The 14,209-nt window shown below is 71.4% G+C and carries 16 protein-coding genes; 9 read left to right on the top strand and 7 right to left on the bottom strand.

Going from position 1 to position 14,209, the window contains the following annotated elements:
* Positions 1-72 precede the first annotated feature (72 nt).
* Positions 73-696, top strand: coding sequence for a TetR/AcrR family transcriptional regulator (locus ABLE53_RS08525; RefSeq protein WP_348858371.1), 624 nt, complete (start codon positions 73-75; stop codon positions 694-696).
* 115 nt (positions 697-811) lie between these two features.
* Here ABLE53_RS08525 and ABLE53_RS08530 read toward each other — a convergent pair whose 3' ends face one another.
* Both ABLE53_RS08530 and lplB read right to left on the bottom strand, forming a co-directional pair.
* On the bottom strand, positions 812-1,267 hold the full coding sequence (locus ABLE53_RS08530; protein ID WP_348858372.1) for a DUF1203 domain-containing protein: 456 nt from the start codon (positions 1,265-1,267) through the stop codon (positions 812-814).
* 46 nt (positions 1,268-1,313) lie between these two features.
* Positions 1,314-2,393 (bottom strand): lipoate-protein ligase small subunit, encoded by a 1,080-nt coding sequence (gene lplB / locus ABLE53_RS08535; RefSeq protein ID WP_348858373.1) that lies wholly within the window; start codon positions 2,391-2,393, stop codon positions 1,314-1,316.
* Between the two features lie 179 nt (positions 2,394-2,572).
* Here lplB and ABLE53_RS08540 point away from each other — a divergent pair, with 179 nt between their 5' ends.
* Both ABLE53_RS08540 and ABLE53_RS08545 read left to right on the top strand, forming a co-directional pair.
* Positions 2,573-2,983: a phage holin family protein gene (locus tag ABLE53_RS08540; protein ID WP_348858374.1), complete on the top strand. Its 411-nt coding sequence runs from the start codon at positions 2,573-2,575 to the stop codon at positions 2,981-2,983.
* A complete protein-coding gene (locus ABLE53_RS08545; protein ID WP_348858375.1) occupies positions 2,970-3,224 on the top strand; it encodes a DUF3618 domain-containing protein in 255 nt (84 codons plus the stop codon). Before ABLE53_RS08540 ends, ABLE53_RS08545 begins: the two co-directional genes overlap by 14 nt.
* A 21-nt stretch (positions 3,225-3,245) precedes the next feature.
* Here ABLE53_RS08545 and ABLE53_RS08550 read toward each other — a convergent pair whose 3' ends face one another.
* The 4 genes from ABLE53_RS08550 to ABLE53_RS08565 are packed head-to-tail and all read right to left on the bottom strand — an operon-like array spanning position 3,246 to position 7,845.
* Positions 3,246-4,403 carry a cation:proton antiporter gene (locus ABLE53_RS08550; protein WP_348858377.1) on the bottom strand — a complete coding sequence of 386 codons (1,158 nt, stop codon included), beginning with the start codon at positions 4,401-4,403 and terminating at the stop codon, positions 3,246-3,248.
* 6 nt (positions 4,404-4,409) lie between these two features.
* Positions 4,410-4,892: a cation:proton antiporter regulatory subunit gene (locus ABLE53_RS08555; RefSeq protein ID WP_348858378.1), complete on the bottom strand. Its 483-nt coding sequence runs from the start codon at positions 4,890-4,892 to the stop codon at positions 4,410-4,412.
* Between the two features lie 43 nt (positions 4,893-4,935).
* A complete protein-coding gene (locus tag ABLE53_RS08560) occupies positions 4,936-6,735 on the bottom strand; it encodes an MFS transporter (RefSeq protein WP_348858379.1) in 1,800 nt (599 codons plus the stop codon).
* Between the two features lie 15 nt (positions 6,736-6,750).
* Entirely contained in the window at positions 6,751-7,845 is a 1,095-nt protein-coding gene (locus ABLE53_RS08565; protein WP_348858380.1) for a phosphatase PAP2 family protein, read from the bottom strand.
* A gap of 318 nt (positions 7,846-8,163) precedes the next feature.
* On the opposite strand from ABLE53_RS08565, the gene ABLE53_RS08570 reads away from it, so the two are divergent.
* Positions 8,164-8,367: a cold-shock protein gene (locus ABLE53_RS08570; RefSeq protein ID WP_008360626.1), complete on the top strand. Its 204-nt coding sequence runs from the start codon at positions 8,164-8,166 to the stop codon at positions 8,365-8,367.
* Between the two features lie 286 nt (positions 8,368-8,653).
* Entirely contained in the window at positions 8,654-8,809 is a 156-nt protein-coding gene (locus tag ABLE53_RS08575; RefSeq protein ID WP_348858381.1) for a hypothetical protein, read from the top strand.
* On the opposite strand, the gene ABLE53_RS08580 is transcribed toward ABLE53_RS08575, so the two are convergent.
* The gene (locus ABLE53_RS08580) at positions 8,806-9,867 is read right to left on the bottom strand and encodes a hypothetical protein (protein WP_348858382.1); all 1,062 of its coding nucleotides are present in this window, start codon (positions 9,865-9,867) and stop codon (positions 8,806-8,808) included. The two genes, ABLE53_RS08575 and ABLE53_RS08580, sit on opposite strands and share 4 nt — an antisense overlap.
* A gap of 18 nt (positions 9,868-9,885) precedes the next feature.
* On the opposite strand from ABLE53_RS08580, the gene ABLE53_RS08585 reads away from it, so the two are divergent.
* The 4 genes from ABLE53_RS08585 (at position 9,886) to pstA (ending at position 14,203) form a co-directional block, all read left to right on the top strand.
* On the top strand, positions 9,886-10,767 hold the full coding sequence (locus ABLE53_RS08585; protein WP_348858383.1) for an NUDIX hydrolase: 882 nt from the start codon (positions 9,886-9,888) through the stop codon (positions 10,765-10,767).
* A gap of 184 nt (positions 10,768-10,951) precedes the next feature.
* Positions 10,952-12,076, top strand: a complete 1,125-nt coding sequence (gene pstS, locus ABLE53_RS08590; protein ID WP_348858384.1) for a phosphate ABC transporter substrate-binding protein PstS — start codon at positions 10,952-10,954, stop codon at positions 12,074-12,076.
* 79 nt (positions 12,077-12,155) lie between these two features.
* Entirely contained in the window at positions 12,156-13,121 is a 966-nt protein-coding gene (pstC, locus tag ABLE53_RS08595; RefSeq protein WP_348858385.1) for a phosphate ABC transporter permease subunit PstC, read from the top strand.
* Entirely contained in the window at positions 13,118-14,203 is a 1,086-nt protein-coding gene (pstA, locus tag ABLE53_RS08600; RefSeq protein WP_348858386.1) for a phosphate ABC transporter permease PstA, read from the top strand. Before pstC ends, pstA begins: the two co-directional genes overlap by 4 nt.
* Positions 14,204-14,209 lie beyond the last annotated feature (6 nt).

Here is a 14,209-nt window from a genome sequence, read left to right on the forward strand (position 1 = left end):
ACGGGGTTGGCACTCTAGGCCATGTGTGGCACTGAGTGCCAATGATGGCACCGATGATACGTTGGAGCTGCCATGACGACGGAGCGGTCCACCGAGAGCCTGCGCGACCTCGCGCGGCACGCGGTGCGTGACGAGGTGCTGCGCCACGCCTGGGTGCTCTTCGCCAGCCAGGGCTTCGACGCCACGACCATCGACCAGGTCGCCGAGGCGGCCGGGATGTCGCGGCGGACCTTCTTCCGGTACTTCTCCGGCAAGGACGAGCTCATCATCGAGAAGCTCGTCGAGGCCGGCGAGCTGGTCGCCGCGGCGCTCGCCGAGCGGCCGGCCGACGAGAGCCCCTGGGCCGCGCTGCGCGCCGCCTTCGGCGTCGTCGTACGCAGTGCCGAGACCCATGCCGAGCAGGCCCGCACGCTCCGCATCCTGCTGCGCGACGAGCCCGGCGTACGCGGCAGCCTCGAGGAGTGGCGGCGCCGATGGACCGAGCTGCTCGCCCCGATCGTCGCTGCCCGGCTCGCCCCCGCGGGTCGCCGCGCGAAGCGCCCCGACGTACGCGCCGACGTACGCGCCGAGGCCCTCGCCGGCAGCGCCCTCGCCTGCCTCGACGCCGCGCAGACCGTCTGGGCCGACCATCCCCGCAGCAGCCTCTCCGCCCTCCTCGACGAGGCCATGGGCGCGATCCTCCCCCTCGACCGTTGAATCCGGGGTTCTGACCGCTCGAGTCGGGGGTTTCGGTCGGTCGAGTCGGGGGTTTCGGTCGGTCGAGTCGGGGGTTTCGGTCGGTCGAGTCGGGGGTTTCGGTCGGCGTACGAGGTCAGCGCCGGTCGACCCGGGTGGCCCAGCAGCCCCGTCCGGCGTTGTGGACGTCCACGTGGTCGCAGCACTCGTCGGCGAGAAGACGGTCGAGGGTGCCGGCCAGGTCGGAGCCGTCGACCAGGGCGGCGTCGATCATCATCGCGCCGTCGTCGAACGCCCGGACCGAGAGCCGCCGGCGGGTGAGCTGCGGCGGCAGCGTGACCAGGTCGGCGGGCGGGTCGCACGGCGTACGGTGCAGGAAGATCGGGCTCGCCGAGCGGTACGGGCTGTCGGCGGAGAACGGGTCGTACGACACCAGGATCACCTCCTCGCCGACCTCCGCGTCGCGCAGGCACTGGCGGCACGGATAGCCGGGGTGGTGGTCGACGACGTACGCCGGCGCGTCGGGGTTGGCCGCCCGCAGCAGGTCAGCCACGGCGGGGTCGATCGGGTGCAGCCGGTAGGTGGTGGACATGCCTCCATCGTGCGTACGCCGGACGCCGCGATCTGGCGGATTTCGGCTACGGCACCCGGGCCAGCCAGGCACCGTCGCGGAACTTCTCCTCGGCGAGCGCCTCGGCCTCGGCGCGTGTGGCGTCGTCGAGCGGCACCCGCCGCAGCCCGTGGTCGGCGTCGAACGCGTCGAGCAGCGCCTCGACCACCTTCTCCCGGGTGAGCCCGGTCTGCGCGCGGATCGGGTCGACCCGCTTCCCGGCACTCGTCACGCCCTTGTCGGACAGCTTCTCCCGCCCGATCCGGAGCACGTCGAGCATCTTCGCCTGGTCGATGTCGTAGGCCATCGTCGCGTGGTGGAGCACCCCGCCGACCGCGCCGGTACCCCGCGTCAGCCGCTTCTGCGCGGCGCCGCCGATCTTGCCGAGCGGGGAGGTGATGTCGTTGAGCGGCGCGTACGTCGCCTCGACCCCGACCGCGCGCAGCCCGCGCAGGACCCACTCGTCGAGGAAGGCGTACGACTCCGCGAAGCTCATCCCGGCCACCAGCGTGTCCGGCACGTAGAGCGAGTAGGTGATCGTGTTGCCCGGCTCCACGAACATCGCACCGCCACCCGAGATCCGGCGTACGACGGTGATGCCGTGCTGCTGCGCGGCCTCGAGGTCCACCTCGTTGGTGAGCGACTGGTAGGAGCCGATGATGACGGCCGAGGACGCCCACTCCCAGATCCGCAGCGACGGCGTACGCCGGCCCTCGGCGACCTGCCGCGCCAGCACCTCGTCGAGCGCCATCTGTACGGCGGGCTCGAGCGGCCCGGTCTCGACCAGCTCGAACTCGTGGTCCTCCCAGGTCGTCGCGCGACCGAGCGCCCGCAGCACCGCCAGGGCGATGTCGCGCGGGGCGAAGCCCAGCATCGTCGCGTCCCGACGCGCGGCCTCGAGCCGCGTCGCGAGGTCGTCGAGGGAGATCCCGGCAGGGATGCCCTGGAGCGCCCCGGTCAGCCAGTCGAGCGCCTCGTCGGGCTCGAGGAAGAAGTCGCCCGAGAGGACGACGTCGTGGAGGACCCCGTCCTCCAGGCGTCCGTCGACGACCACCAGCTTGCCGCCGCGGACCTTGCGTTCACCGTGCACGTGTTCCACGCCGGGCATAGCGCCGGGACGGGCTCCGATATGCCCGGCCCGGGGGTCGCACCCGCCCGCGGCACCCTCGCCGAATGCCCGGCACCCCGCGCGGGCACCGAACCGGGCAAGGCACGACGAGAGGGAGACGAGATGAAGGGCAAGCTGGCAGTGCTCGCCGGAGCGGCGCCGAGCGGGAGCAGGTCGCTGTGACGGCCACCAGCGGGCACGACCCGACGACCGGTGAGCTGATCGCGCGGCTCTCCACCGAGGTCCGCGAGCTCGTCCGCGACGAGCTGCAGCTGGCGAAGGTCGAGATGACCGACAAGGCGCGCGACACCGGCTTGGGGGTCGGGATGTTCGGGGCGGCCGGCCTGATCGCGCTGTACGGCGTCGGCGTACTCGTCGCGACGGCGATCCTCGCCCTCGCGCTCGTCCTCGACGCGTGGCTCGCCGCGCTGATCGTGGGCGTGGTGCTCCTCGCGGCCGCGGGGGTCGCAGCGCTCCTCGGGAGGGGACGCGTACGCAAGGCCGCCCCGCTCGCGCCGGCCGAGACCACCGACAGCGTCAAGCAGGACGTCGAGACCGTGAGGAGGGCGGCGCACCGTGGCACCAAGTGAGAAGTCGACGATCGAGCAGGCCGAGGCCGAGGTCGCGGCGACCCGCGAGGAGCTGGCCGACACCGTCGACGAGCTCGCCGCCCGCCTCGACGTACCGGCCCGGGCGAAGGCGCGGACCCGTGAGCTCCGCGCCCGCGCCGCCGACGCCGCCTCGCAGCCCCGCGTCCGGATCGCCGCCGGAGCGGTCGCCGTCGCCGCGGCGGCCGCCGTCGGCGTACTGCTGTGGCGGCGGAGCCGCTGACCCGCGGCCGACAGAGGCGGGTCAGCGGGCCAGCCGCCGCGCCAGCGGCTCCGCGAGCCGCGGCGCGAGCGGGCCGAGGACCGCGAGCACGAGGACGTACGCCGCGGCGGTGGGCGCGAGCTCGGCGGTGACCGAGGTGGCGACCAGGCCGGCGATGATGATGGAGAACTCGCCGCGCGCGACGAGGGCCGCACCCGCGCGGACCCGGGCCGGGCGGGCGACGCCGGCGCGCCGGCCGGCGACCCAGCCGGTGGCGAGCTTCGTGGCGACGCCGACGACGGCGAGGACGACCGCCGGGAGCAGCACGCTCGGGAGCTCGCCCGGGTCGGTGGAGAGTCCGAAGAAGACGAAGAAGACGGCGGCGAAGATGTCGCGCAGCGGCTCGAGGATGGAGTGGATCCGCTCGGCGACGTCGGCGGAGAGCGCGATCCCGAGCAGGAACGCCCCGACCGCGGCTGACACGTGCGCGGCCTCGGCGAGCCCCGCGACCAGCAGCGCGAGGCCGAGCAGCCGGAGCAGCAGCACCTCGTTGGAGTGCGACGCCACGAACCGCGTCACGAGGGTGCCGAACCGGAGCGCGCCGAAGAGCACGACCGCGAGCACGCCTAGGGCCACGGCGACCGAGCCGAGCGCCGACAGGCCGCCGCTCGAGGCGGCGAGCGCGGTGATGATCGGCAGGTAGACCGCCATCGCCAGGTCCTCGAGCACGAGGATGCCGAGGACCGCAGGGGTCTCGCGGTTACCGAGCCGGCCGAGGTCGCCCAGCACCTTCGAGATGATCCCCGAGGAGCTGATGGCGGTGATGCCGAACATCGCCACCGCGGCCGTCGAACCCCACCCCATCAGGACGGCGAAGAGCACGCCCGGCAGCCCGTTGAGGACCAGGTCGAGGACGCCGCTCGGCGCCTGCGTGCGCAGGTTGTCGACGAGGTCCTCGGGGGTGTACTCCAGCCCGATCATGAGCAGCAGCAGGATCACGCCGATCTCGGCGCCGGTCGAGAAGAACCCCTCGGGCGCGTCGAGCGGTACGAGCCCGCCGGTGCCGAAGGCGAGACCGGCGATCAGGTAGAGCGGGACCGGGGAGAGTCCGAAGCGCCCGGCGAGCCGGCCCAGCACGCCGAGGGCGAGCAGGACGGCGCCGAGCTCCAGAAGCAGCTGCGCGGTGTGGTCGAGGTGCACCCCGCCTCAGCTCGGGTTCAGGATCTCGGCGGCAGCCCTCACGCCATCGTTGGTGCCGACGACGACGATCTTGTCGTCGGCGCGGAACCTGAAGTCGGGCGTCGGCGACGGCGTCACGTCGTCGCCCCGGACGACGGCCACGACCGACGCGCCGGTCCGGGTCCGCAGCGCCGCGTCGCCGAGCGTGCGACCGACGTACGGCGACTCCTCGGACAGCGGGATGCCGGTGGTGGCGAGCCCCTCGACCTGCTCGCGCAGCCGGTTGAGCCTCTCGACGACCCGCGGCGCGCCGAGCAGCTCGGCGAGCACCGTCGCCTCCTCGGGGTCCAGGTCGATGGACACCTCGACCGCGTCGGGGTCCTTCGCGCCGTACACGATCAGCTCCCGCGCGCCGTTCTTCAACGACACGACCCCGATCCGGCGCCCGTTGAAGCAGGCGAAGTCGTGGCGCAGCCCGACACCGGGCAGCTTGACCTCTTCGACCTCCATGGTCGGTTCACCTCCGAAGACTCAACCCGACCACCCTAGTGACTCATTCCTGCGGGCAGTCGGTGGCGTGGGTGTAGTCCGAGGTGAGCCGGTAGATCCCCTCGCGCGGCGCCTGCAGCACGGTCCAGCCGGTCGTCAGGTCCTTCTCGTCGGACGGCTCGTCGTCGCTGCCCGGCGGCAGCTCCTCGTGCACGCAGCCGTCGACGTTCGCGGCCATCGAGTCGGGGCTGGCGTACGGCGCACCGGTGGCGTCGACGAGCACCATGTGGCGGGAGTACTTCTCCTTGATCACGTAGCGCCCCGGTCGCGGCACGTCGACCGTCATCCCGGCCTCGTCCCAGCGCACCACCCGCGCGCCGCCCGAGACGGTCGGGCTGGCTCCGAGGACGCGGTAGACCCGCCAGTTGGCGTCCTGCCAGACCAGCCGGAGGTACGGCGCCCCCTGGGAGATCAGCTCGTTCTCCGTGATCGAGCCGTTGTCCGGCCGGCCCGGCGGCACGACGACGTACGACACCGCCCAGGCCCGCAGCCAGGTCTGGTACTCCAGGTGGGTCATTGGGTCGTGACGGTCGTAGAAGCGCTCGTTGAGCTTCGCGTCCACCTGGCGGTTCCAGCCCCGGGCGAGCACGAACGGCGGCGACAGCGCCGACACCTCCCGGTGGCTTGCGCTCGGCACGACCTCGATCCGGGTGGTCTGCGCGCCCAGGTCGCGCAGCTGCGCGACCACCCTCGCCGTGTCGACGTCCCAGGCCCGGTCGGGCGTGGTGTGCACGAGGTCGTGTACGGCGGTCGCAACCTGCCACGTGCCGGAGGTGACCAGCGCGAGGACCGCGAAGAGGACAACCGGGACCGCCCGCGACCAGCCGCCGAGCGACACGCGTCGGGGGAACGGGGTGCGGGCCTCCCCGGACACCAGGACAGCGGTCAGCACGACGCCGCCGAAGATCAGCCCGAGCCGGGTCACGTTGGTGCCGATCGGCGTCGGGATGAGCCAGCAGAGCAGCACGCCGACGACGTACACCACCGACGCGACCCGCGCGATCCGCCACTCCACCGGGGCCGTGAGGTAGACGAAAACGGCCATCAGGCACGGCAGGATCGCCGAGGGCCAGTGCATCGGCTGCACGCCGCTGAGAGGAAAGAACAGCTTCGAGAGCACCACGACCAGGACCGGCGGGACCCCGATGGCGTACGCCGCCGCCCGCTGCCGCTGCAGCCAGAGCGCGGCCGCCAGCAGGCCGAGGAAGAGCCCGTCGACCGGGCTGCCGAAGGTCGCCAGCAGCGCCAGCACCGCCGCCACCGCCTCGCGGCTGCGGCCCCCCGCGAACGACCACCGACCCGCCGCCGGCCACGCGACGAGCGCCGCGACGGCCGCCAGCCCGAACGCCATCCCGAGCACGAACGTCGTCCGCCCCGAGATCGAGTTGCCGAACAGCGCCACCGCCCCCACCAGCGCCGGCAGCAGCGCCCGGCGCCGGCCGGTCGTCCGGACCAGCAGGAACGCGATGAGCGCCGCCGACACGATGGCGGAGAGGATCATGGTGGTGCGTACGCCGAGGAACGCCATGAGGTACGGCGACATCACGCTGTAGCTGACCGGGTGGATCCCGCCGTACCACGCGAAGTTGTAGGCGCTGAGCGGGTGCCGGTGGGCGAACTCCGCCCAGGCGTCCTGGGCGGCGATGTCGCCGCCGCTGTTGGCGAGCAGGACCCACCAGACCAGCTGGAGCACCGCGGCGAGCACGGTGGTCGCCGCGACCGGGTGCGCCCGGGAGGTCCGGGCGAGGTCCGACCAGAGCCGGCGGGCGCGCGCCGCCGGCCTCGTGGTGGACACCTGTGTCACGAGGTCAATCCTGGGTCATCCGCGCGTCGCTCCGCCGCCCGGTTCCTGTAGCCCGGTTCTGCGGCGCAGCAGGGACTCGGGATGCACGGTGAGGTGGCCGAGCGCCACCGCGAGGACGGCGAGGACGACGCCGGCGACGACGTCGAGGACGAAGTGCCAGCCGAAGTAGACCGTCGAGACCATGACCAGCACGAGGTAGATCGCGAGGACCACCGTGAGCACGCGCTTGCGGTAGTACGCCGCGAGCAGCATCACCATGCAGGTCAGCCCGACGTGCAGGCTGGCGAAGGCGGAGATGCTGACGAAGGTGCTCGGGTTGCCCGGGTTCGCGAGGAACTCCGTCCGCTGCTGCATGTAGTAGGCCTGGTTGTCGGTGATGACCGTGTGCGGCAGCCCGGCGAACTCCGCGGCCGCGGAGTAGCACGGCCCCAGGCTCGGGATGGCGTAGTAGCTGACGGTCCCGAGGATCCACGCCCACATCCCCGCCACGGGCATGACCAGGCCCCGCCGGGTCAGCGTGACGAACGCCGGCGCGGCGACGATCGAGAGCGACAGCACCTGCGGGAAGGACTCGTAGACCCGGGCGAGGAAGCCCGCCGTCCCGCTGCCCTGCCCGATCAGGTCGTGGAGCAGCACCGCCGGGCTGTGGCCGAGGAAGAGCTTCTTGTCGGCCGAGAGCAGGAGGTCGTCCTTCGGGGCGTTGAACGCGTCCCAGCTCTTCATGTTGCGGTAGCAGATGTAGACCACGTGGTAGCCGACGATGCCCGCGAGCAGCACGCTCAGCCGGCGTACGTCCCAGCGGGCCTCGAACTGCGCCCGCAGCTCCGCCCGCGACCACCCGGCCCGCACGGTGCGTACGACGACGTCGGCCGCGGCCAGGACGAGGAACAGCAGCACGGCCCCGGTGAGCTTGTTGCGGAAGAGCCGTCCGGCCGGGTCCCGCACGGGTACGCCGACGTGGTTGCTCCACGCCAGCGTCACCACGACGAAGAGCGCGACGACGACCCACGTCGCCACGACGCCGACCGCCGCGACACGGCCGATGGACGTCCCGCCGGCGGCCTCCGGCGGCGACGACAAGGACTCGGTCTCGACCTGTGCGGCACCCACCCCGGAATCCTACGGCCCGGCACCTGTCGGCCGGATGAAGGCCCGCTGTCACACGACCGTTGCAGAACCTTCACGAGAGTTGTTCCGAAAACACGAAAGGGGGGATTCACACGGGGTCGCGAGTTGCTAGTGTCCTTCCCGCAACAGGTGCAAGGTTCCAGCTGGTCTGACGCCCGCGGAGTTCGTGATCCAATGGCGTTTCTGCTCTGTGCCCGGTCTTCCGGGGGACATCACAGGTCGGAGCGACGTGTCACCCGCATCTGATGTGGGGCCGTCGAACCTGGCGGCTTCTCGCCCCGACTAAGGAGTAACAGAGCAATGGCTCAGGGCACCGTGAAGTGGTTCAACGCCGAGAAGGGCTTCGGCTTCATCGCGCAGGAGGACGGCGGCGACGACGTCTTCGTGCACTACTCGGCCATCCAGACGCAGGGTTACAAGACCCTCGACGAGAACCAGAAGGTCGAGTTCGACGTCACCCAGGGCCCCAAGGGTCCCCAGGCGGAGAACGTCCGGCCCCTCTGATCGGAGGGCTCGCGCACACCGCGCGAAGCAACGACGAGGCCCCACTCGGATCCGGGTGGGGCCTCGTCCCGTCTCCGCCTCTGCGCGGCGACCGCGGAATCGTCGCCGTGCGCGCCACTCCGAGGAGGGATCACGCCCCGTTCAGCCTTCTGTGCCACGCTTGGAGGAGATCTCGGCGTGGGTTTGCCACTGATTCGGCGGCGCGAGAGGGCCCCGGCGGAGGATGATGGAAACATCCACGTGCGCCCACACGTTGGAGCAGGTGGAGGAGCAGGGAGGGAGTGCGATGGCCGACCAGTTCGACGTCACGCTCGAGGACCCTGAGCTGCTCCAGGAGGTCGAGCTGACCACCAACCTCATCGTCGCCGCGAGCGAGACCGACGAGCACCTCCCCCAGGAGGAGATCGACCGCATCCTCGGGGTCACGCCCGAGGATCGCTAGCAGGTCGCGAACAGCAGCGGCCCGGTGCTGAGGTCGGAGAGCACGTCGGCGTCCTCCACCGGATGGAGCGCCATCGTGACGACGTCGCCGTCGGCGGCGACCTTCCCGAGCCGGAACCGGTCGCCGAAGTCGCCGCCCTGGCCGGGCGCCGGCCCGGCCGCGAGCCTGGCCCGGGTGTCGGCGTTGGTGACCGCCTGCTCGTGGTTCTCGAACGACATCGCGACGCGTACGTCGCCGCCGGGCTGCGTCGCCATCGCGAACCCGTCCACGGGGTTGACCTTGCCGGCCTGCGCGAGCAGCTGGGACGCCGTCGCCTGGTCGTCGGCGCCCGCGTTGGTCATGGCGAGCTCGGAGCAGGTGTAGTCGCCGGAGTAGACCGCGGCCGCCAGCGGCTCCCCGGCGGCGTCGACGACCTGCGAGACGCCGGTCGGGAGGGCGTCGTCGTCGAGGTGGTCGACCGCCGACTGCAGGTAGTCGGACGCGTCGCTGGTCAGCACCAGGTGCCGGTCGGGCACGAGCGCGACGTACGAGATGACCGGGGTGACCTCGTCGGCCTCGCCGCCGGTCGAGCCGAACTCCACCGTGCTGCCGTCCCAGACGTCGCTGCCGTCGGCGGGCGGCGTGAAGCCGGAACGTCGCAGCCGGTCCCGCAGCCGGTCGTACGACGTCGAGTCGGGCAGTCGGCCGATCATGACGGCGCCGGTCGTCGACTCGCTGAACATCTCCCAGTCCAGCGTCGCGGGCGACCAGCCGTAGTACTTCTGCAGCAGCCCGGCCGAGTCGGTCAGGGACGACATCGGCGTCAGGTCGGCGTCGTACCCCTTGTCCAGGAAGGCCGAGACCTGTGCCGGGGTCGAGTCTGCGCCGACGTGCACCCCGAGCTTCTCGCGTACGCCGGCCCAGTCGGTCCACGTGTAGCGGGCCGCGTCGCCGGGCGCGAGCGCCATCGCGTCGCGGAGGTCGACCGGGCGGTCCCGCCACGCCCGCACCCCGGCCAGCGCCGCCGAGACGAGGAGGAGGACGGCCAGCCCGGCCACCACGCTCGCCCGCTTCGACACGTGTGCAAACCTAACGTCATGACCTCGGAGCCCAGCGCGCCCGTCCAGGCCGCGGGAGTCGTGACCTTCCGCTCGGGTCCCGAGGTGCTGCTGGTCCACCGCCCGAAGTACGACGACTGGTCCTTCCCGAAGGGCAAGCTCGACCGCGGCGAGCCGGCGCCGGCCGCGGCGCTGCGCGAGGTGGAGGAGGAGACCGGGCTGCGGGTGCGGCTCGGCCGGCCGCTGAAGTCGCAGCGCTACCCGATCCGCGGCGGCGAGAAGCTGGTCCACTACTGGGCCGGCCGGGTCGCCGAGGGCGCCTCGGACGACGTCGCGGCCTACGTCCCCAACGCCGAGATCGACCACGTCGTCTGGCTCCCGGCCGAGGCCGCGGCCAAGCGGCTCACCTACCCCCGCGACCGGGCCCTCCTGCGCGAGGCGCTGAAGGTCCGCAAGGCGACGACGCCGTTCGTGGTGCTGCGTCACGGCGAGTCCCGCGCGCGCAGCACCTGGCACCAGGACGACCGGCTCCGGCCGCTGCTGGTCACCGGCCGCCGGCAGGCCGTGACCGCTGCCGGCATCCTCGCGGCGTACGACGTGCGCCGGGTGGTCACCTCGACCAGCGCCCGGTGCGTGCAGACGGTGACGCCGTACGCGGACGACGCGCGCGTGCCGCTGGAGGGACTGGACCTGCTGACCGAGGAGGGCGCCGAGAAGGGCGCCGTCGTCGAGCTCGCGAACGCGCTCCTGGAGCGGCTCCCCGAGCGCGGTCCGACGGTGCTCTGCACCCACCGGCCGGTGCTGCCGTGGGTGTTCGAGGCGCTCGGCGTACGCGACCCGAAGCTGGAGAAGGGCGAGCTGCTCGTCATGCACGTGCGCAAGGGCCGGATCGTCGCCACCGAGCGCCACCTCCCCGGCTGAGGGCCCGACCGCACCGGCCGGCCCTTCCCGCGGGGCGTTCACCTCCTGTCCCCCTTTACCTCCCCGGACGGACCACGAAGATGCACGTCTCATTAACCCCTCGTTAACCGTCTCCAAGGTATCCGTCCACCTCGCCTCCCTACGGTCACCGCCGACCACTGTGAATCATCATCAGGAGATCTGCGTGAACACCACCTCCCTCCGCCGGGCGATCGTCCCCGGTGTAGCCGCCATCGCACTGGCTGCCTCTCTGGCCGCCTGCGGCTCCAGCGACGACGACAGCACCGCATCCGGCGGTTCCTCGAGCGCCTCGAGCGGCGGTGCCGCCTCGGGCCTCAGCGGCAAGGTCGCCGCTGGTGGCTCCTCGGCCCAGGAGAAGGCCCAGGAGTCTTGGCGGGCCGGCTTCGGCCAGGCGAACCCCGACGTCACGATCAGCTACGACCCCGTCGGCTCGGGTGACGGTCGCGCGAACTTCATCTCGGGTGCCTACGCGTTCGCCGGCACCGACTCCGCTCTCGACGACGACGAGCTCAAGCAGGCCAAGTCCAAGTGCGGCGGCGACCCGATCGAGGTCCCGGCGTTCATCTCGCCGATCGACGTCATCTTCAACCTGAAGGGCGTCGACACCCTCAACCTCGACGCGAAGACGATCGCCAACATCTTCAACGGCACCATCACCAAGTGGAACGACCAGGCGATCAAGTCGCAGAACCCGGACGCCGACCTTCCGGCGACCGCGATCTCGCCGGTGCACCGCTCGGACAGCTCCGGCACGACCGACAACTTCACCGACTACCTCTACCAGGCCAGCGGCGGCGCCTGGAAGACGGAGCACTCCTCCGACTGGCCGACCACCAAGGGCGAGACCGGTGAGGGCACCTCGGGTGTCATCGGCGCCGTCCAGGGCGGCGACGGCACCATCGGCTACGCCGACGACAGCGCGGTGCAGGGCACCAAGCTCGGCGTCGTCCACGTCAAGGTCGGCAGCGACTACGTCGAGCCGTCGGCCGACGGTGCCGCCGCGGGCCTCGCGGCGTCGAAGACGGCCACCGGCACCCCGGCCTCGGTGATGGCCTACGAGATCAACCGCACGACGACGGACCCGTCGACCTACCCGGTGTTCCTGACGTCGTACCTCGTCGCCTGCCCGACCTACTCGGACAAGACGACGGCCGACATCGTCAAGGGCTTCCTGACCTACGCGGTGTCCGACGAGGGTCAGAAGGCGGCCGCGGCGAACGCGTTCTCGGCGCCGCTGCCGTCCGACATCTCGGCGAAGGCCACGGACATCATCTCGAAGATCTCCTGACGTACCACCCAGCCCAGGCGGCGGGAACGGCTTCGGACCGGTCCCGCCGCCTCGGCCTTGAATCCGAAAGCCGCACTTCGTGAACACCACCACCGAGACAGCCACCGACAGCGGCACGTCGCCGTTCGCGTCCAGTGGCCGCCACGGGATGGGCGACCGCGTGTTCTACACGCTGGCGCTCTCCGCGGGCGTCGTCATCCTCATCGCGCTCGCGGCCGTCTTCGTCTTCCTGCTCGTGCAGGGCGAGGACGGCTTCCACGCCGACCGCGAGCTCTACCAGCCGTCGGCGACCAACTTCGTGTCGTACGCCGCCAAGCTCCTCTTCGGCACCGCCCTCGCCGCGGTCATCGCGATGATCATCGCCGTGCCGTTCGCCATCGGCATCGCCCTCTCGATCTCGCACTACGCCCCCCGCCGGCTCGCCGTGCCGATCGCCTACGTGATCGACCTGCTCGCCGCCGTGCCCTCCGTGGTCTTCGGCCTCTGGGGCGGGCGGACGCTCGCCCATGTCAGCCAGCCGGTCCAGGGCTGGCTCAACCACCACCTCGGCTGGCTGCCGTTCTTCTCCGGCCAGGTCTCCTCGACCGGTCGCACGATCCTCATCGCGGGCGTCGTGCTCGCGATCATGATCCTGCCGATCACGACCGCGATCTGCCGCGAGGTCTTCCAGCAGACGCCGCGTCTCCACGAGGAGGCGGCGCTCGCGCTCGGTGCGACGAGGTGGGAGATGATCAGGTACGCCGTCTTCCCGCACGCGCGCTCCGGCATGATCGCCGGCATCATGCTCGGCCTCGGCCGGGCGCTCGGCGAGACGATGGCGGTGACGATGGTGCTCTCCGCCGGCGGTCCGCTGGTCACCTGGCACCTCCTCACCAGCGACAACCCCGCGACGATCGCGTCCAACATCGCCTCGAAGTTCAGCGGCGAGGACATCGGGATCCAGTCGGTGCTCCTGGCGACCGGCCTGGTGCTGTTCGTGTTCACCTTCTTCGTGAACTTCGCCGCCCGATGGGTCGTCAACCGTTCGGAGAGGAAGTTCGCATGAGCGCGGTGGATCTCGACGCCGACACCGGTCTCCGGAACGGCTCCTTCTCCCACGTCAGCCTGCCGCGCTACGCGTCGCTCCTGGTCGTGGTGATCGCGCTGGCCCTGTCGGCGCTGCTGGTCCTGCTCCTCGGCTGGAACTGGGTGGCCTGCCCGGTCGTCGCCGCGGTCCTCACCGTGATCGCGCTGCCGCTGTGGTCGGCCGCCGTCGAGAACCGCCGCAAGGCGGTCGACCGGCTGGTGACCTCGCTCGTGTGGTGCGCGCTGCTCGTGGCGCTCGTGCCGCTCGTGTGGGTGCTCGCGCAGACCGTCGTGAAGGGCGCCCCGGAGCTCACCGGCTCGTTCCTGACCCACGACATGACCCAGAAGCTCGACCCGACGACCTTCAAGATGTTGCCCGGCGCCGGGGTCGCGCACGCCCTCGTCGGCACCCTGCTCGTCACGCTGGGCGCGACGATCATCTCGGTGCCGATCGGGCTGATGACGGCGGTCTACCTCGTCGAGTACGGCCGCGGGAAGCTCATCGCGCGGTGGACGACGCTGCTCGTCGACGTCATGACGGGCATCCCCTCGATCGTCGCGGGCCTCTTCGCCCTCGCGCTGTTCACCGTCATCTCCGGTGTCGGCACCAGGTTCGGCCTGATGGGCTCGATCGCGCTGTCGCTGCTGATGATCCCGACCGTCGTACGCTCGGCGGAGGAGATGATGCGGCTGGTGCCGAACGACCTGCGCGAGGCGTCGTACGCCCTCGGGGTGCCGAAGTGGCGGACGATCGTCAAGATGGTCATCCCCACGGCCTTCGGTGGGATCATCACCGGTGTCATGCTGGCCGTGAGCCGTGTCATCGGCGAGACGGCGCCGTTGCTGGTCGCGATCGGCAGCCTCGATGTCATGAACACCAACCTGTTCAGCGGACGCATGCAGACGCTGCCGGTCTACATCTTGAACGAGTACAAGAAGTCGACCCCGCACGACTACGACCTGGCGTGGGCCGGGGCGCTGCTGCTGATCCTGATCGTCATGATCCTCAACCTCATCGCCCGCATCGTCGGCAAGATCTTCGCCCCCAAGACCGGGCGCTAAGGGAGA

Origin of the sequence: Nocardioides asiaticus (assembly GCF_040049175.1) — a bacterium.
GTDB classification, from domain to species: Bacteria; Actinomycetota; Actinomycetes; order Propionibacteriales; family Nocardioidaceae; genus Nocardioides; species Nocardioides cheoyonin.